21 protein-coding genes are annotated in these 15,628 nt (G+C 57.2%); all 21 read right to left on the bottom strand.

Going from position 1 to position 15,628, the window contains the following annotated elements; translation table 11 throughout:
- Nucleotides 1–9: 9 nt before the first annotated feature.
- On the bottom strand, nucleotides 10–2,457 hold the full coding sequence (locus tag HWQ14_RS08400) for a phage tail tape measure protein (RefSeq protein ID WP_176609454.1): 2,448 nt from the start codon (nucleotides 2,455–2,457) through the stop codon (nucleotides 10–12).
- Nucleotides 2,450–2,605: a GpE family phage tail protein gene (locus HWQ14_RS08395; RefSeq protein WP_322091054.1), complete on the bottom strand. Its 156-nt coding sequence runs from the start codon at nucleotides 2,603–2,605 to the stop codon at nucleotides 2,450–2,452. Before HWQ14_RS08395 ends, HWQ14_RS08400 begins: the two co-directional genes overlap by 8 nt.
- The gene (locus HWQ14_RS08390; protein WP_038420626.1) at nucleotides 2,602–2,910 is read right to left on the bottom strand and encodes a phage tail assembly protein; all 309 of its coding nucleotides are present in this window, start codon (nucleotides 2,908–2,910) and stop codon (nucleotides 2,602–2,604) included. The genes HWQ14_RS08395 and HWQ14_RS08390 overlap by 4 nt, the downstream gene beginning before the upstream one ends.
- 55 nt (nucleotides 2,911–2,965) lie before the next feature.
- A complete protein-coding gene (locus HWQ14_RS08385) occupies nucleotides 2,966–3,484 on the bottom strand; it encodes a phage major tail tube protein (protein WP_014833332.1) in 519 nt (172 codons plus the stop codon).
- Nucleotides 3,485–3,495: 11 nt separating this feature from the next.
- Nucleotides 3,496–4,689 (bottom strand): phage tail sheath protein, encoded by a 1,194-nt coding sequence (locus HWQ14_RS08380; protein ID WP_148418425.1) that lies wholly within the window; start codon nucleotides 4,687–4,689, stop codon nucleotides 3,496–3,498.
- A 352-nt stretch (nucleotides 4,690–5,041) separates the two neighbouring features.
- The gene (locus HWQ14_RS08375) at nucleotides 5,042–5,473 is read right to left on the bottom strand and encodes a tail fiber assembly protein (RefSeq protein WP_176609453.1); all 432 of its coding nucleotides are present in this window, start codon (nucleotides 5,471–5,473) and stop codon (nucleotides 5,042–5,044) included.
- A 1-nt stretch (nucleotide 5,474) separates the two neighbouring features.
- The gene (locus HWQ14_RS08370; RefSeq protein ID WP_176609452.1) at nucleotides 5,475–7,778 is read right to left on the bottom strand and encodes a phage tail protein; all 2,304 of its coding nucleotides are present in this window, start codon (nucleotides 7,776–7,778) and stop codon (nucleotides 5,475–5,477) included.
- An 11-nt stretch (nucleotides 7,779–7,789) separates the two neighbouring features.
- A complete protein-coding gene (locus HWQ14_RS08365; protein WP_176609451.1) occupies nucleotides 7,790–8,320 on the bottom strand; it encodes a phage tail protein I in 531 nt (176 codons plus the stop codon).
- Nucleotides 8,313–9,221: a baseplate assembly protein gene (locus HWQ14_RS08360; protein WP_176609450.1), complete on the bottom strand. Its 909-nt coding sequence runs from the start codon at nucleotides 9,219–9,221 to the stop codon at nucleotides 8,313–8,315. Before HWQ14_RS08360 ends, HWQ14_RS08365 begins: the two co-directional genes overlap by 8 nt.
- Before the next feature lie 5 nt (nucleotides 9,222–9,226).
- The gene (locus HWQ14_RS08355) at nucleotides 9,227–9,577 is read right to left on the bottom strand and encodes a GPW/gp25 family protein (protein ID WP_148418420.1); all 351 of its coding nucleotides are present in this window, start codon (nucleotides 9,575–9,577) and stop codon (nucleotides 9,227–9,229) included.
- Nucleotides 9,574–10,215: a phage baseplate assembly protein V gene (locus HWQ14_RS08350; RefSeq protein WP_176609449.1), complete on the bottom strand. Its 642-nt coding sequence runs from the start codon at nucleotides 10,213–10,215 to the stop codon at nucleotides 9,574–9,576. The genes HWQ14_RS08355 and HWQ14_RS08350 overlap by 4 nt, the downstream gene beginning before the upstream one ends.
- Nucleotides 10,216–10,341: 126 nt before the next feature.
- Complete coding sequence (locus HWQ14_RS08345; protein ID WP_176609448.1) at nucleotides 10,342–10,809, bottom strand: phage tail protein; 468 nt, start codon at nucleotides 10,807–10,809, stop codon at nucleotides 10,342–10,344.
- Nucleotides 10,772–11,017 carry an Rz1-like lysis system protein LysC gene (gene lysC, locus HWQ14_RS23235; protein ID WP_176609447.1) on the bottom strand — a complete coding sequence of 82 codons (246 nt, stop codon included), beginning with the start codon at nucleotides 11,015–11,017 and terminating at the stop codon, nucleotides 10,772–10,774. The genes HWQ14_RS08345 and lysC overlap by 38 nt, the downstream gene beginning before the upstream one ends.
- Complete coding sequence (lysB, locus tag HWQ14_RS08335; RefSeq protein ID WP_176609446.1) at nucleotides 10,917–11,330, bottom strand: Rz-like lysis system protein LysB; 414 nt, start codon at nucleotides 11,328–11,330, stop codon at nucleotides 10,917–10,919. The genes lysC and lysB overlap by 101 nt, the downstream gene beginning before the upstream one ends.
- Nucleotides 11,327–11,836 carry a lysozyme gene (locus tag HWQ14_RS08330; protein WP_176609445.1) on the bottom strand — a complete coding sequence of 170 codons (510 nt, stop codon included), beginning with the start codon at nucleotides 11,834–11,836 and terminating at the stop codon, nucleotides 11,327–11,329. Before HWQ14_RS08330 ends, lysB begins: the two co-directional genes overlap by 4 nt.
- Complete coding sequence (locus HWQ14_RS08325) at nucleotides 11,820–12,041, bottom strand: HP1 family phage holin (RefSeq protein ID WP_020689436.1); 222 nt, start codon at nucleotides 12,039–12,041, stop codon at nucleotides 11,820–11,822. Before HWQ14_RS08325 ends, HWQ14_RS08330 begins: the two co-directional genes overlap by 17 nt.
- A complete protein-coding gene (locus tag HWQ14_RS08320; RefSeq protein WP_176611170.1) occupies nucleotides 12,032–12,235 on the bottom strand; it encodes a tail protein X in 204 nt (67 codons plus the stop codon). The genes HWQ14_RS08325 and HWQ14_RS08320 overlap by 10 nt, the downstream gene beginning before the upstream one ends.
- A 178-nt stretch (nucleotides 12,236–12,413) precedes the next feature.
- Nucleotides 12,414–12,854, bottom strand: coding sequence for a DinI-like family protein (locus HWQ14_RS08315; RefSeq protein ID WP_148418413.1), 441 nt, complete (start codon nucleotides 12,852–12,854; stop codon nucleotides 12,414–12,416).
- A gap of 109 nt (nucleotides 12,855–12,963) precedes the next feature.
- Nucleotides 12,964–15,153 (bottom strand): replication endonuclease, encoded by a 2,190-nt coding sequence (locus HWQ14_RS08310; RefSeq protein WP_176609444.1) that lies wholly within the window; start codon nucleotides 15,151–15,153, stop codon nucleotides 12,964–12,966.
- A gap of 1 nt (nucleotide 15,154) precedes the next feature.
- Nucleotides 15,155–15,376 carry a TraR/DksA family transcriptional regulator gene (locus HWQ14_RS08305; RefSeq protein ID WP_176609443.1) on the bottom strand — a complete coding sequence of 74 codons (222 nt, stop codon included), beginning with the start codon at nucleotides 15,374–15,376 and terminating at the stop codon, nucleotides 15,155–15,157.
- The gene (locus tag HWQ14_RS08300) at nucleotides 15,376–15,603 is read right to left on the bottom strand and encodes a DUF2732 family protein (RefSeq protein WP_148418410.1); all 228 of its coding nucleotides are present in this window, start codon (nucleotides 15,601–15,603) and stop codon (nucleotides 15,376–15,378) included. Before HWQ14_RS08300 ends, HWQ14_RS08305 begins: the two co-directional genes overlap by 1 nt.
- Nucleotides 15,604–15,628 lie beyond the last annotated feature (25 nt).

The following is a 15,628-nucleotide window of genomic DNA, read 5'->3' as shown; positions in this document are numbered from 1 at the left end:
TCTCTCTCCCTAACCATACATAAAGCTGGATCGCCGATCCGCCGCTCTCTGATTTTCTCTGCTATCCAGGGCATCCTGAATTTGCCGGCTGAGACTCGCGCCGGATGCCATGTCACCCTGCAGCGTGAAGTGATATTCGTTCTTGCTCTGATCGACATAAGAGCGACCGCCCGTGGCGATGGCTGGCTGATATTTCTGGTAGCCACCATAGATCGATGTCGGCGGAATATAAGAACTCCCCGACGCAGAGGACGCTGACTCTGCCTTCGCCGCAGCGGGCTCAATATTGTCCGACTCTTTTTTAATAAGACCGAGTTTATCCAGCAGCCAGGTCGCCTTGCCGCTCAGGCTGTTAAACAGATTAAGCGGCGCCATCAACGCATCCCCCAGCGCCTGGCCGAACGCCACACCCGCGTTTTTAAAGCTGTCGAGGGTTTGCTGGGCTGCTTTGACAGGCGTAATCAGGTCGGTGAACCACTGCCAGATCCCGCTCAGTTTTTCCGAGATGTAATCAAACGCCTTCAGAAGCGGAGAAAACAGCTCCCCCAGTGGCGCGAAGACCACGGCAAGGCCTTCGACCACTCCGGCAAAGAAGGCGCTGACGGGTTCCCAGTATTTAAAAATCAGTAATGCACCCGCAGCAATCGCCGCACCAATGGCAATGATGGGCCAGCTGAGGGCACCGAGGATCGTCATAATGCTGCCGCCGACCACGCTAAAGGTGGTGCCTAACATTCCCGCGGCGGTTATGACCAGGTTCAGGCCCGTCAGAATCGGTGCGACGACCATACCTAACCCGCCCACTATGCCGGCAAACGCCTGCGCGCCGACAACAACGCCGACCAGGCCTTGCGTCAGCTCAGGGTTGGCGTTCACCCAAAGCGAGAGCGTACTGAGCCATCCGGTCGCGGTGGTGGTCAGGGTGCGCAACGCGCCATCCGCCTTATCAAAGATGTCAATCTTCAGGCCGCTCCACGCCGCCTGGAGCTTGTTAACATCGCCGTCGAGGTTATCAGTCCGAATGGACGCCAGCCGCGCGGAACTGCCATTAGCCCCCTGAAGCTGCTGGCTTTTCTCAGCGAGCGTTCCGTTGCCCGCAGCCGAAACCAGTATCCCTGCTTCCCGCGCGTTACCCTGGCCGAAGATGGCCTTCAGGTACGCCGTCTGCTGCGCCGTGCCGAGCTTGCTCTTTTCGAAAGAGTCGGAGATAGCCTTAAGGATATTTTCCGCCGGTAGCAGATTGCCTTGCCCGTCATGGGTCTGCACGTTGAGTTCACCAAGCGCCGCAGAGCGCTGGCTGTTCGGCAGCTGAAGCTGGCTCAGCACAGCGCTGACCCCGGCGCCGGCAGCGGTCCCTTTTACCCCCTTTTCCATCAGAATGCCCAGCAGTGCCGTGGTCTCTTCAAGGCTGACGCCTGCGCTGCTGGCGGCTGGCGCGGCAGAGGCAACGGCAGTCCCCAGCTCGGTGAGGCTGGTACCAGACGTGGTAAATCCGCGGGTGAGAACGTCTGCGATACGCCCGGCATCGGTGCTCGCCAGATTAAACGCGGTCTGTGCATCGCTGATGATGTCGGCCGCTTTTGCTGCATCAACATCTCCCGCAAGGCTGAGGTTGACCGCGGGAGCCGTAGCCGCAAGCACCCCATCGGCGTCATATCCTGAGCGCACCAGCTCGCGCTGCGCCAGAACGATAGTATCCGTTGAGGTTCCCGTACTGACGCTGACGTCCTTCGCCTGCTGGCGTATGGCCTCAAGCCTGGCGTCGCCCTTCTCCAGCCCCAGATTTGCCTGAATGGCAGACATCTGCTTTTCAAGGCTGATACCCGGCGCCATAAAACGGGACGTCTGGTCGAACCCCGCTTTTGCCATACCCACGCCCGCGCCGGCAAGCTGATGTACGCGCGAGACAACACGTTTGCCGGACTCGTAGCGGCTCTGAACGGCATTGAGCCGCGCCTGCTGCTGACTGACCCGGGCAAGCGCCTCTCTCTGCTCGTTGAGGTGCAGCGTTTTTTCGCTGATGCTCTTTCTTAAACGACGTTCATCTGATGCCAGGGTGCGCGTGTTAATCCCCGCCTGTGCAAGTTCGCCTCGCTGACGCTGCATGGACTGGCGCAACGTGTTGTACTCAAGCTTCAGGGCGGCTACGGATTGTCGTGCTGCCGCCAGCGCCTCGCTCTGCTCGCGGGTCGGGTTTTGCGTGTTTCGTAGTTCGAGCGCCAGCGCCGCCGTCTGTTGTTTCGCCTGGGCAAGCGCCTGCCCCGTGACGGCAAGCTGGCTGCCTGTTTTTCTGAACCCATCAACGCGGGCCGCCTGCTCGTCGAGCGCGCGCAGAGCCGCCTGCGAATCACGGATCGCGCTCTCAAGAGAGAGGCCGGCATTCTGGATAGCCTTAAGCGGTCGGCTTGCCCGGTCGACTGCATTCAGCAGCTCCTGAAGTCTGACATTATTACTCATGGTGGTTTCCGCTTCGCTGTAGCGCCTTTTCGCGCCATATGAGGAGCTCGGTCACGCTCAGGGAGTACAGCTCTGACGGCGGCCAGTGAAAAATCACCGCGATATCCGCCATCAGATCGTCGACCGACAGGTTTTCGGGAAATCTCAGCGAGCCGAAGTCGGTGACAAAAAACCGACCACCTTACCGGCAAACGAGAGCAGGTCGGAGGCATCCAGACGCGCAATCTCATGTTCGGTCAGCGCCGGAGAGGTCATTCGCGGCAGCACCTTAATCAGGGCATCCACGTCGGATTGCGCCAGCGACGCCAGCGAAACGCCACGCAGGGTGCCCGCATTGGGTTTTGCGACGGTCACTTTTTCGATTTTTTGCTCGCCGCGCAGAACGGGGCTATCAAGCGTGACGGTGTTTGGGTTTTCGCTTTCGTTGATAACGGTCTCGTTGATATTTTCCATTTCGTTACTCTCAAAAAGGGGAAGTAACCGGCCAGCAGCTGCGGCCGGTTAAGGGTTACAGGCCGATGGCCTTACGGTGTTCCGCCAGACGATCGACGCCGTCAACCTTCAGCACCATGTTGATGATGTCAATCTCGATGACCTCTTTGCCATCGATAGTGAGCTGGTAGTAGGCACACTCGGTCGACATCTTGGTGGTGCCGCTTTCGCCCTGCTTGTTCTCGCCGCCATCGAACTCTTTATGACGGCCGCGCATCACGATCTCCACCGCAGAGATTTCGCCGGTATCGTCACGCTGGAAGGATCCGGTAAAACGCAGCGGCACGCTGTCCGCGCCCGGAGAGGCATACTGTGCCCACAGCGCGACGTCCGGCAGACCACCAATAGTCCACTCCAGCGCCAGGGCGTCATCGTCCAGGCCGAGGTCGACGGAGACCGAGCCCGGCATACCGCCGCCGCGATATTTCTCCAGCTTGCGGGTGAGCTTCGGTAAGGTGACAGACTCAACAACGCCCATATAGCTCAGGCCATCGTTGAACATATTCAGATATTTAAGTTTGCGTGGTAACGCCATGCTTCAGCTCCTTAGCTGTTAACCGAATCTGACAGGTCTGCCAGATAGGTATCGGTGATGCGCTGGCGCAGGGTCAGATTCTCCAGCGGCGGAACAGGGGTGTAGTCGTAGTCGATATACAGTTTCCCCGCTTTGAGGGTCGACACGTCATTCGATTCCGGGTCATACCAGCAGGAGCCGTCAACGATGTAGCCATTGGTTTTCAGCTCACGGAATTTGGCGTTGATACCGGAAATGATGTCGCGGATAAGCGTTGGGGTAATGGGTTTATCCATCGCCCATGCGTGCGCTTCTGCCATGGTGTCGGCCAGTACCTGTGCGGTACGGGTGTAGTTTTCAAACAGGAATAACGGATCGTCAGAGCAGGTACGGTTGCCCCAGAATTTGAAACCGTCATTGCGAATCAGCGTGGTCACGCCAGCCTGGTTCAGCAGGTTTGCATCGGTAGCCTGTTCCTGCAGATCCCAGGAGACAGAGGCGCTCACGCCGGTAACGCCGTTGACGCCCACGTTGGACAGGGTTTTATGCCAGCCGGTGGTCTGGTCGATTTTAGCGCGCAGGCCAAGCGCGCGAGCGGTCGCCCAGGCCGTTTTGGTGACGTTCGTTGCGGTATCCCACGCCAGAAAATCCGGGTGAATCACCATCAGCTCGCGCTGGCTGAAGTTTTTGCGATAGTTGATAGCCTCAGGAATGGTTTTACAGCCCCATGCGCTGACATAGCCAAACGCGCGCAGGCTCTGGCACGTCGCTGCCAGCGCGGTCGCCACTTCCTGCGAATCCAGCCCCGGTACGCCGAGAATGCGTGGCTTAACGCCGGTCACCGTTTTGGCGGTGAGAAGCGCCTTCAGGCCGGTATATTTGCCGTTTTCGTCGGTGGTACCGATGATGTTAGAGATAGTCTGCTTCTGTGCTGCATCAGGATCTTCCGGGTTGTCGATACCTTCGGCAACGCGCACAACCACAACGACCGGCTTGCACTGGTCAGCGATAGCCTGCAGGGAGGCAGAGAGCGTCCCCTGTTTGCCGGCTTTCGCAATGGCGGATTGTACATTGGTAATGAGCACTGGCTCGTTAAGAGGAAATGTCTGTTCGTCAGCATCGCTGGCCGTACAGACCATACCGATGATTGCCGTCGAGACGGTAGAAATGGTGCGCGTGCCATCGTTGATTTCGATGACTTCCACGCCGTGGTGATAGTCGCCCATCCGTTTAACTCCGTGGTTTAGTGGTGAGGCTATTTTCACTTGAGTAGAGAAGGCTTGAAACGTAATGCCGTTGGAGGGATGGCAGCACAACGCACAGTGGGCGGTTGAGCAGAATTAAAACGAGAATTAATTAGTTTTAGCGATCGATTCAGAAGAAACAATCGCCATCGAATGTATTCACTGGATAGCTGAGCGAATATCGATGCTCTCCTCAATAATGAGGAGAGGTGTTCAGGTAAAATCAGGAGTAATGACGATTTGGCAGCAAGAGGATGGGTGTACTGTTAAAAAAAATGCACCTTACTCTCTGGAGTATCCAAAGATTGGGGTGCAGCAGAGAATCAGGGTTTATTTACTCGCTGAGCGGTGTCTCAGGCCATTCAATATCCGGTGCATTGTTGACGTCAATACGGCTAAGTAGTACACGATACTTCTTCCACTCAGTCAGTAACGTGCTCTCTTTTTCTGTAGCCATTTCTAAATCAACAGCATCCTGCAGCGGCAAAATTGCCTGAGTAGCAACAGACATTAATCGTGATTTCAGTGAATCAGCATTGTCAACGGACTCTTCTTTCGAGGGTGGGGCAATATCGACCCATTCCATGCAGTTACGATTCACATTGAAACGAGGTGTTTTTCTGTCCGGAGAAACCATGAATTCTTCATATTCTGAGTCGGTTATTTTCACGAGATCTGAGGGAACGGGAATACCTTGTGCTTCGTATACCCGAACCGTTTCCTCAAGGTAAAAACTATTTTCTTCATTGCTAAAATATTTATTCATATCAATAACCCGAGACAATTAATGAAAATGCGCCGTTACAGTTATGGGTTTCAATTTTTACCTGATTTTTACCCACCGGAGTGCAAAGATAAAACGAGTCAGAGTTATTACCCCCGGCCCCCCAATAACTGGCACCTATTCCCAAAATACCATTAGGGAAGGAGGTAGGCAGAGTCACGGTGACAGCAGTGTTATTGCCTACTGAAATCCCCCTAACCGCCTGCATGAAAACAGCGCCATTGCCGTGCGTATAGTAGGCGTTATTGTTGCCGGTCGTTGTTTTACCCACCCCGTAACGTGCATCCGATTCAGCTTTGGTATAGGCCTGTCCTGCGGGGGTATAGTTTCCTTTAGGCTGATATCGTCCGTCACTCTCCGCTTTAGTATAAGCCTGGCCAGCAGGGGTGTAATTACCTTTAGGCTGAAAACGCCCGTCGCTTTCTGCCTTGGTATAGGCCCCCGCTTTCGCCATATAACCCGCATCCGATTGTGCTTTGGTATAATAGCGAGTGTCGAAATTAGCAAAGCTTCCAGGAATGATCTGGCCCGGCGCGCTAAAATTACCGCTGGTGTCCCATTTGTAGTTTATATCCTGTGCGCCGCTTCCTTTCATGTGCAGATGCCATGAAAGAGCAGTCCCGGATACCAGAGACCCCATTGAAAAAGCCCATGAGTTAACTCCGGCAATACTTGCCTGTTGTTTTAAAGCAGGATGGTATTCACTCGCTCCACTTGTTGAATATGAGTTATAAAATGGTGCTTTTGTTTTGTACTGCTCTACCCATGCAAATGAATTGCTATAACCGGCGGTAACTTCCTTAGTGGCGTAAATGGTATTATCTACCGTTAAAGGTGTTTCAGATTGCAGTGCCCCGGTTTCAAGGCTAACACGTAATGGACGCAATGCGTTGTAGTTGCCGTACGCGTCTCCCTTATTGGTTAGCATCAGATATAAATTATTACCATCATTACGCCAGAAACATCCATAGTTCCCATATGCTATTCGATAGCTATTTGCTGAAATGGATTGTACTTCTCCATTGGAACGTAAATAACCGCTAAACTGTCCTGCGCCGTTAGCCTGAAACAATAACGAGCCATCTTTATTTCGCTGAGAGTAGAAGTGGTAGCTGGTGTCATCCCCCAGTTCAACGACAGTTGGCCGATCTACATTCCCCCAAAGGCGCAAGACTGCATTCCTGTCAGAGGTATTAGCTGAAACAAAGGAAAGCTTTTTCGTGTTTCCCGAATAGAACCCACCTAGTTGCGAGGTAATATTTCCCCTCACTCTCAGGCCTGTACTCGCGCTAATTGCCAACTCCTCCTGCGCATCTGTATTGCCTGTAGCCAGACGATACTCAACACCCTGCACGGTTTCATGCCAGATAGTGTCCGCTGCTCCGCCGCGCATTTTACGCAAATAATTTTTATTGCCTGTTGTAGCGTTGGAAAGTGCCGTTAAGTTATAGGTAGCCTGGACTACAGAGTCCTGATTTAACGTTCCTGACATACTGTCGCCAGCTTTACTGACTCGCTCACTGGCATTTTTATTGGCTGCAGTAGCGCTGTCGTACGCCGCCTTCACCGCCTTCGGCGTTGCCGCCAGCACCTCAGACACGCTGTCGATTGCGCTACTCAGCTGAACAATCCCCTTGCGCGCCGTAGTGGCGTCCGCTGCGGTATATTTCCCGTTCGCCAGGTCATACGCCGCTTTTACCGCTTTCGGCGTTGCAGCAAGCACCTCCGAGGTGCTGTCGACTGCACTGCTGAGCTGCGTAAAGCCCTTCGCCGTGAGCGTGGCGTCCGGATGACGGCGAGACTGCTCATGCTCCGTAAGCTTCCCGTCGACGTAGTCCTGTGTGGCCATCACCGTTGAGGTGTCAATTGTGAGCTCAACGGAGGCGATGTCGCTCACCATGATAACCATTCGCACGGTCTGCGCGCGGCCTGACCCCTCCGCCAGGGCGGGCTTATAGCTTTCAGCCATATTCCCCATCGCGATTAGCGTTCCGGTATCGTCATAAAGCCCCATCTCGCGCATCCAGAAACCGCCGACCTCGGGCGGGATCAGCAGCTCCGCCACAACGTAGTTTTTGTTCTTCTTGTCCTGGCTAATTTTGTTCAGCGCGTGGCGCCAGACTTCGTTCACCAGCTTTGTCTTGCTGGCATCAGGAACGGGCAGCGCACCGCCGCCGTCGCCGACCGCCATTGCGGTAAAGTTAACTTTCTTCGCGTTCGGGACGGTTGCTGCCGCCAGTTTTTCTGCACCGGCTTTGGTGATAACCGTTTTATATTTCACTGTCATTGTGCTCTCGCTTATCCGGGGTAAACCGTGATGATGTCGCCGTCATAGCTCAGGGCTCCGGTATAGAGGTAACCCGGAATGTCCTGGATAATATTCAGGCCGATAAGGTGGCGGCTGGCAGGCTTTGCATCAGCGATAAGCCTCTCCATCTCGTAATACATTTCTTCGGTGATACCGGTATCTAATACCCCGATATCAAGGCGGAAGGTGCCGGGCGGATCGTTGGTTTGCCACCACTCGGTGACGTTAATGAGATAGCCGAGCGGCTCCACCACGCGGCGAACGGCGCCAATCGTTCCCTTGTGGGCATGGATAAACCACGCCGCGCGGATCACGTCCCGCTTGGTGGCTTCCGGCCAGCTCTCATCCCAGCGATCGACCGACAACGCCCACGCCAGCCACGGCAGCAGATTTGCCGGGCAGGTATCCGCACTCCAGAGATGGCGCAGCGGTACCGGCGTTTTTTCTATCTCCGCACAGGCGCGGGCGGCCGCCACCTCAAGAGGCGACGAGCCAACCGGCAAAAGACGGGCGTCACTCATCGCTCCCTCCCACGGTTACGCTGTACTGGCTGCACCATGAGGCCTGAGTTGCATCGAGCACGATATCGGCTGCGGGTGCGGTCAGCTCCACGCGCTGCACCCCTTCAACGTGAAGTGCCGCGTAAATGGCAGACTTGCGGATATCGCGCCCCAGCCGGTGCTGCGCCGTGATATAGGCCTGCAGCCGGGCTCTGGCCGCGTTGAGCACCGGTTCACTTTCAGGCCCCGGGAACAAGTACAGCGAGGCCACAATGGTGTAGTCGACAATCCTGGCTGACTGCACGGTCACCCGGTCGGCGACGGGCCTGACGTCCTCATCGTTCAGCGCGTTACGCACAATGGTGAGCAACTCTTCAGACGCCACGCCGTTATTCTCCCGGGAGAGTACGGAAACCGTGACGTTCGCGGGTTGGGGGCTAATAACGGAAATGTCCGCCACCCGCCCGTCCGCGCTGCGGCCATGGAACTGATAGGCCCCTGTCGAACCGGCCACGCTCAACCCTTCCGGCGCCTGCTGGATGCGCAGACGAAAATCGGTATCGGACTCCATCACGGCAGGCGTGGGCGGGAACGTAGTGTCGTCGGCAGGGGTAATCACCAGACGCTCAAGATTAGCGTTTGCCCCAATCTGGTCGAGATCGCTGCCCGCGGCGTAGGCCAGCATGACCGCTCGTGCGGCCTCGTTAACGCGCTGGCGCCAGATAACTTCCCGATACGCGTTTTCCTGAAGCAGCTTCACAATCGGCTCTGACTCTAAGGTCAGCGTGCGCGCGATCGCCTCTTGCTCCGCCTCAGGATACAGCGAGACAAAGGTGGCCTTTCGTTCTGCCAGCAGCGTCTCATAGTCCACCTCTTCCACGACATCAGGCGCGGCGAGCTGGCTCAGATCAACAATAGCCATAGCGTTTAACTCAGTGAAATGGTGATAGAAAAGGAGCTGTCGGAAGCCGATCGCGTGCCGGTGATATCGACATACAACGTCCCGTCATTCTCCGACCGTTCGAAAGCGATCGCCGTCAGGCTAATCCGCGGTTCCCATTTCTGGATCGCGGAGTAGCATGCGGCCATAATTTGCAGGCGCAGCGCCGGGCTCTGGGGCCTGTCGATCATCGCCGCCAGCAGGGAGCCATACTCCCGGCGCATAACCCGCGAGCCAACTGGCGTAACCAGAATGTCGCGCACGCTTTGCCTGATGTGTTCAGCCTCTGTAATGCTGAGCCCGGTCTGTCTGTTCATTCCCGTGTAGCGCACCGTCATTGCGTCCCCTTAGTCCAGCTTCCGCCGCTTTGCACACTGCCGTGGGCATGGTTATCCACCTGTACCCCATTGGAGGTGAACGTACCGCCGGCGTGTTCGATATTCCCGGCCATCACCCCGCCCTTCTGCACCTCCAGAGAGGCGGTAATTAACCTGTTGGTACACACCACTTCAGGCGCATCAAGGGTGATGCGGGTTTCTGATTTAACCAGTACCACCGGAACGGTCGCGATCAGTGAATCAGACGCGGTGATGGCTGCCGTTTTGATGCCGGTTGCCGTCAGCGCACCGCTGCCGGGCTCGTATTCGATAACCGCCCCATCAGGAAACGAAACGTGGAGGGCGTCAGGCGACTCAGACGGTGCCGGATGGTCGTCAGAGAAAATGCCTGGCAACACGAAGGCGGTATCCAGTTCACCGCCGATAGCCAGCAGCAAAACCTGCTCACCCTCGGACGGTGCCCACCAGACGCGCGAGCGGCCTGCGCGGCAGGTCAGCCAGTTCAGCCAGGTAGTTTTCATCCCTCCGGACTGGACGCGGCAGAGCCCTCGTTTGAGGTCGACATCGGTCACAACGCCGATACGGATAAGGTTGCGGATCGCGCGAGCGATGCCGTGCATGGAAGTTAGCGTATTCATAAGAAGAGAATGCCGCTCGGGGCGAGCGGCAGCAACGAGGTGGGGTTTTATGCGGGATGAAACAACAAGCGGTATTGCCGAATGGACAGCCGACGGGGCTGCGGGCTGGCCATCAGCGCGGTAAGGTTACGCCTCCCAGCGGCCTACCAGCTCACCGTTGACGTATAGCTCCATCGGACGCGTGACGGGTTCCGGCAGCGGCGGCTCCGGGGAATAGGTGGCGAGCAAGGTACCCTCATTCTGGGAAACCAGGATCCGCTCGGTCAATTGCAGGCTAAAGCTGATATCCGCCGTTTCATCGTCATTTAAGACAATCTGAAAGAGATACCCATTTTTTCGCCCCTCATCGAGGGTAAAAATATCCGGCTGGTTTTCCCGAAGCCAGGCCAGCACCGGGACGAAAATCCCCTCGCTGTACCCGGAAAAACCGCTGACTTTTGCCTTCAGCTCATATTGCTTTTCGAACGAGAGCGAGGACGCGAGGCGCGCGTCGATATTGCCGCTCCCGACGGACATCTGTAAGCGCTCCGGGTTTGCGCGCAGCTGTGGAACAGCGTCAATTAATGCCTGACGCAGGCTCTTGAGTTTGTGCATCGAGTTTATCCTGACAGTCTTTAATGGTTTCAACCTGCAACGCGCAGGCGATAAGGGCATGCTCAAGCCTGCGAATATCGGCGCTCAGATCGCCGTTGGTAACAGGCTTACTTGCCGGCATCGGGCAGAGGCTCACCTTCGGGCAAGCGTGGTAAACAGCGTGCGGCGGAGGCGCAGGCGGCGCGGACGTGCAGCCTGCGGACAGCATCAGGCAGCTGAGCGTGATACCAGCGGCGTAACTCTTCATTTTCATTTACCAGTTTCCCGATAGCCGCTTCGCGCCTTGCCATCTCCTCACCGGCAGCGGCAAGCGCATCGCGGAGCCTGACCTGCGCATTTTCATTTTCTCTGGCCATCCGCTGCGTTACGGTGAGCTGATGGTTCAGCGCGTTAATGGTGTTTTTTTGTTCACCGGCGATCTGGCTGGCTTTAGCAAAGGAGCGGGACAGGTTGAGATTCTCATGACGAAACCACAGGGTAATGGCCGCCAGCGTGGCCAGCATCAGCAGGAGAGCTCTCATTCTGCCCCCTTCATGCACCAGGCCTTTTCGCGGGCCCGACGGTTTTCAAGCCCGGCGTTCTTCTTCCCGTTGACGTACACCCAGCGGGTCAGCTGATCGCAGGCCTGCGGCCACTGCTTGTGATTGATAAGCGACACCAGCGTCGAACGGCAGGCTGCACCGGTTCCCACGTTAAAGGCAAAACTGACCAGCGCGTCATAGACGCGGGGCGGCATCTCCACCGGCGCGCATGCGGCAAGCCGTTTTTCAACCTTCAGGACGTCGGCAATCAGGTTCGCCGCCGCGTCGCGCTCGGTGATCTCCTTCGTCGGCACGACGCCTGCCGTGTGGCCAATGCCTGACGTCCATACGCCCGCGCTGCACCGGTAGGGCGACAGACGGCAGCCTTCCAGATCGGCGATTAGCGCCAGCCCCTCGGGCGAGGTTTGCAGTAATCGAAAGTCAGGCAACAGCACCGCCAGAGCGAGCACGCTGGCGATGCTGCAACGCTTAATGATTGAGTTCACGAATACTCTTCTTATCGAGGCCCAACGATTTGAGATAGCGCCAGGTTTTTCGCTTAAACCAGTAATTCGTCAGCGCGGTAAAGATGGCGCAGAGGCTTCCCACGTACAGCGCCACTTTTTCAGGAGACATCGCCCCGAACCAGGCCAGCGCCACGGCCAGCCAGTAGGCAATAAACGTGGTGACCTTCTCCAGACTCAGTCCCATAGGTTCACGGATTCTTTTCCGGGCGCGCTATCCACCTCGGGCATGTCCACTGCCGTACCGTGAGGTAAGACAACGCCCCACCCGGCAAGGCCAGGATTGGCTTTCAGAACGGTTTCAACTACGCCCGCCGTGCGCCCGTAATAACGGGCACAGATGGCATCAAGCGTATCCCCCTGCATTGCATAGATCTTCATCAGACGCTCCAACATCCGGATTTCCAGGTACTGTAGAGTTTCCTGAGCCGGCGCCCTTTCCGCTACCGCTGGCGGATGGACGATCGCGGACACAACAGGCTGACCGCGAGCAACGAGGCGCGGACTGGCTGGAGCAATAATCAGAATAAAGCGCGTAATGCCGGAAAACGATGCAGGGCTAGCGCCAGCTCTCGTCTTCCCAGACTTCCCGAAGAATATTATCTAACGCCTCGCGTTCGGCCTCGCCGTTAACGCCAAGCAGCTCGACGCCCGTCATGGATCCCTCCTTCACCGTCACCCGCGTAGAGGGAAACAGGGGCCTGATCCGGCGAGTAAGCTCGCACTGAAATGCTTCCACAACGGACGGACCAATGTGCTGATCCTTGTCCAGCGTAATGTTGACCCGCACGGTGCCTTCTTTTTTGATTCGTTCTGGAACGGGCGATGCGGAAAAAACAACGGTAAACGCGCTGTTTTTGATTAAGTTCCCTCTCGCAATCTCAGCAATCAAATTCAGGGCAATTTCACGATCTCTCTCCTGACACGTTCCTTCCGTCGTCAGCCGCGCGATCATTTCGACTCGTTCAATCATGACCTGCTCATTCAACTCTCTGTCCACACAACCTCCACCACGAGATACTGTATAAACATACAGTAGCACGTAATCATAAAAAGAGTGAAGCAAAAAATCAGAACCGCGTGCGGTATGTGCATGATATCGATGGAGATTAGCGTGCACGCTGGGTGAGCAGCTCCGTTAAATGCCCAATACGTTCAAGGATTTTCCGCGCCTTTTCCTGATAAGAACGCGACGCCGGAAAGAGCGATCCGTCAGCTGCGCCCCGGCACCATTTGTCGTTAAAACGGCTCACGCCGCCCGCCATCAGATGCAGGGCCTCCCCACGGCCGATCGCAATGCCCGTAGCGAGCCGTATTTCGTCAATCACCCTCTCCGGGACCCCGTTCTGCGGATCCCCCTCATAGACAAAGGGTGCCGATGAGCCGGGCCGGATGCGTTTGATGCGCTCGGTTAATGCCCGTCGCGCACGCCGGTTAAGAGGTTGAGAGAGATCGCTCACCGTACAGTTAATGACAGAACTCCGAGGAGGCGCAGGTACATCCTTCAGCTCAACGGCACGCTTCGGCACAATTTTCCACTGCGTAAGCCGGGTTAATACCGGGCTGCCCGCACCGACGGCGGAATCGTACACGCCGCGGATGCAAACGGTCTCCTCGCCGTACTGGTTGAATCCGGCACGCGGCGCATACAGCGTGCGCACCTGTAAATCATCGCGACGCACAAAAGGCCCGCCCTGCGCGGTGACGTAGCCCGCCCAGTCACCGGCGTCCGCAGCGTCATGGACGGCGGCAAACTCGACGCTCAACCCGCGCGCGGCCTCGGTGTCCGCCAGTCGGCGCAGCTCGCGGTAGACCGTTACCGGCGCGCCGCCGATAAACTGAAACTGGCGAATGTGCCAGCGCCCTGCCCAGGCCGACACGGCGCACGCCGTCTCCTTCAGCAGCCCGCCGCTTTCATTATCGGTCTCGCCATCAAGCGCATAGCCGTCGATATTCTTTGAGATGTATTTGGCGATATAGCCGGTAGCACTGCCTTTTTGCGGATCGATCGCGTCCGCGTGAAAGCGCGCCTGTCTGGCACTTTCGTTCTGCAGCTCAGCGGCATCCTCCTCCCGCGCGTAGTCCCCTATAATCTGGCGTACGCATTCGACGTCTTCCGGCAGCATAAACATCAGCATGTGCCAATGGGGCGTACCGTCGTGATGGGGTTCCGCAACGCGGATACCAAAAATGCGCCGCCCCTCCCGGTGCAGCTTTGCGCGAATGCGCGCCCACAGGCGGGTGAAGTAGCGTTGCGTATCCGCCGGGCTGGCCCCGTTCCACTTCGCGTTGGGGTAGCCCGATTTCACGGTCGCGTGATACCGCGCGGGGGCGGTTAAGGTATAGAACTCGCCCACGTAGCCCAGCGCCTGGCAGATATTTTCAAACCCGCGAATGCGGGTCATCAGTTCACAGCGACGTATCGCCGGATTGGCCACCGAGCTGTCGTATTTATCAATCAGGCTGATGCGGTTGCCCTCTTCATCTTCCAGCTCCATGCCCTTGAGAAATTCACGGGTGCGGCGCTTCTGCTCGCGCCATTCCGTCACGCAGCGCTTGCTCGCATACGCCGTTCTCTTTTTGCTGACGTTGCCGAGGGCAATCTGCACATGCTCGCGCCAGGCGGCCGCGATCCGACGCAATCGCCCGCGCCACCACGCCTCGGAAAACAGGCGGATCACCGCCGCGGCAACATCATCTTTGTTGAAAAACGTCTTCGACACCCGCTCCCAGTGCGGAGGCGACACGTTGAACTGCCGGGCGATCAGTCCGGCGCGCTGATACCAGACGTACAGCGTCTGGTATTCGCCCATGTCAGCATCGTTAATATTCGCCAGCTCGCCGCGAATAAAGCTGGCGATATCGGCGGCCAGCAGGTCGACATCGGCGCGGGACATATCGGGAAGACGGTTATAGCGGGCAACCAGTTCCACCATGCGCGAGGCAAGGTACTGCAGAAGCCGGGTGTCGAAATGGCCGTCAAACACGGCCCTGGAGACCGCGTCGTGCAGGCCCGCGCAGGCATAGCGTTCAGAGACGCGCTGCAGGCGGGGTAACATCCTGTCGCAGAAGCGGATCAAAAAAGCATTGGCCTGAGGGCTACCGTGACGCTGTTCGAGGGCGTCAACCGTGCGCCAGACGTCGACACGCACGCAGCCAGGCTGTCGGGAGAGGGCATTTCTTGCCTGCTGTAGCGCCGCGAAAAGGCGATCGCGACGCTGCAGCTGGGCATGGGTAAGGTAAGGGCTGGCAATGGCCGACCGCGGAGCGTTCCACGGATACGCAAATGACGTAGCCAACTCATCCTCCCCGGACGTGTTTATTTTTCATCTCCGCGATCTCCTGGCAGGTGACGCACAGGGCCACGACGGGCACCGCCATACGACGCGCCTCCGGTATCGGGGCCTCGCAGTCCTCGCAGAGGAAACGCGAAGGCGATGCGGGCCGTCTGCGGGCGTGATGTATGTGCCGCTCTCTGTCTTCCTGCTCGCGCGCCTGCGCAAGATCGATAAAATCGGCCATCAGTGCATCTCCTGGGCTTCGCGCTCGTAGCGGGCCGCCTCGTGGCACAGAAGTTCGGCAACGTCTTCTCCGCTCATACCGGTTTTAAAGATATGGCTCGCCAGCGCCTCCAGGCGCAGGGAGACCGCGCGGGCTCGCGCGCATCGTTCCTCAGTTTTTGCCTCCATCAGCAGGCGTTTCAGTTCTTCACTTCCGGTTGAATAAAAGCGGTTTTCACTGTTTCGCATCACGCGTCTCCTTGATTTCAGGCAA

Source organism: Enterobacter cloacae (assembly GCF_013375935.1).
Classification (GTDB): Bacteria; Pseudomonadota; Gammaproteobacteria; order Enterobacterales; family Enterobacteriaceae; genus Enterobacter; species Enterobacter pasteurii.
This window is presented reverse-complemented; position numbering and strand designations above follow the sequence as displayed.

Excerpts from the sequence above, each read along its gene's own strand:
- HWQ14_RS08400 (WP_176609454.1), bottom strand. The coding sequence starts at position 2,457 with ATGAGTAATAATGTCAGACTTCAGGAGCTGCTGAATGCAGTCGACCGG.
- HWQ14_RS08390 (WP_038420626.1), bottom strand. The coding sequence starts at position 2,910 with ATGGAAAATATCAACGAGACCGTTATCAACGAAAGCGAAAACCCAAAC.
- HWQ14_RS08385 (WP_014833332.1), bottom strand. The coding sequence starts at position 3,484 with ATGGCGTTACCACGCAAACTTAAATATCTGAATATGTTCAACGATGGC.
- HWQ14_RS08380 (WP_148418425.1), bottom strand. The coding sequence starts at position 4,689 with ATGGGCGACTATCACCACGGCGTGGAAGTCATCGAAATCAACGATGGC.
- HWQ14_RS08375 (WP_176609453.1), bottom strand. The coding sequence starts at position 5,473 with ATGAATAAATATTTTAGCAATGAAGAAAATAGTTTTTACCTTGAGGAA.
- HWQ14_RS08370 (WP_176609452.1), bottom strand. The coding sequence starts at position 7,778 with ATGACAGTGAAATATAAAACGGTTATCACCAAAGCCGGTGCAGAAAAA.
- HWQ14_RS08365 (WP_176609451.1), bottom strand. The coding sequence starts at position 8,320 with ATGAGTGACGCCCGTCTTTTGCCGGTTGGCTCGTCGCCTCTTGAGGTG.
- HWQ14_RS08360 (WP_176609450.1), bottom strand. The coding sequence starts at position 9,221 with ATGGCTATTGTTGATCTGAGCCAGCTCGCCGCGCCTGATGTCGTGGAA.
- HWQ14_RS08355 (WP_148418420.1), bottom strand. The coding sequence starts at position 9,577 with ATGACGGTGCGCTACACGGGAATGAACAGACAGACCGGGCTCAGCATT.
- HWQ14_RS08350 (WP_176609449.1), bottom strand. The coding sequence starts at position 10,215 with ATGAATACGCTAACTTCCATGCACGGCATCGCTCGCGCGATCCGCAAC.
- HWQ14_RS08345 (WP_176609448.1), bottom strand. The coding sequence starts at position 10,809 with ATGCACAAACTCAAGAGCCTGCGTCAGGCATTAATTGACGCTGTTCCA.
- lysC (WP_176609447.1), bottom strand. The coding sequence starts at position 11,017 with ATGCTGTCCGCAGGCTGCACGTCCGCGCCGCCTGCGCCTCCGCCGCAC.
- lysB (WP_176609446.1), bottom strand. The coding sequence starts at position 11,330 with ATGAGAGCTCTCCTGCTGATGCTGGCCACGCTGGCGGCCATTACCCTG.
- HWQ14_RS08325 (WP_020689436.1), bottom strand. The coding sequence starts at position 12,041 with ATGGGACTGAGTCTGGAGAAGGTCACCACGTTTATTGCCTACTGGCTG.
- HWQ14_RS08320 (WP_176611170.1), bottom strand. The coding sequence starts at position 12,235 with ATGAAGATCTATGCAATGCAGGGGGATACGCTTGATGCCATCTGTGCC.
- HWQ14_RS08305 (WP_176609443.1), bottom strand. The coding sequence starts at position 15,376 with ATGGCCGATTTTATCGATCTTGCGCAGGCGCGCGAGCAGGAAGACAGA.
- HWQ14_RS08300 (WP_148418410.1), bottom strand. The coding sequence starts at position 15,603 with ATGCGAAACAGTGAAAACCGCTTTTATTCAACCGGAAGTGAAGAACTG.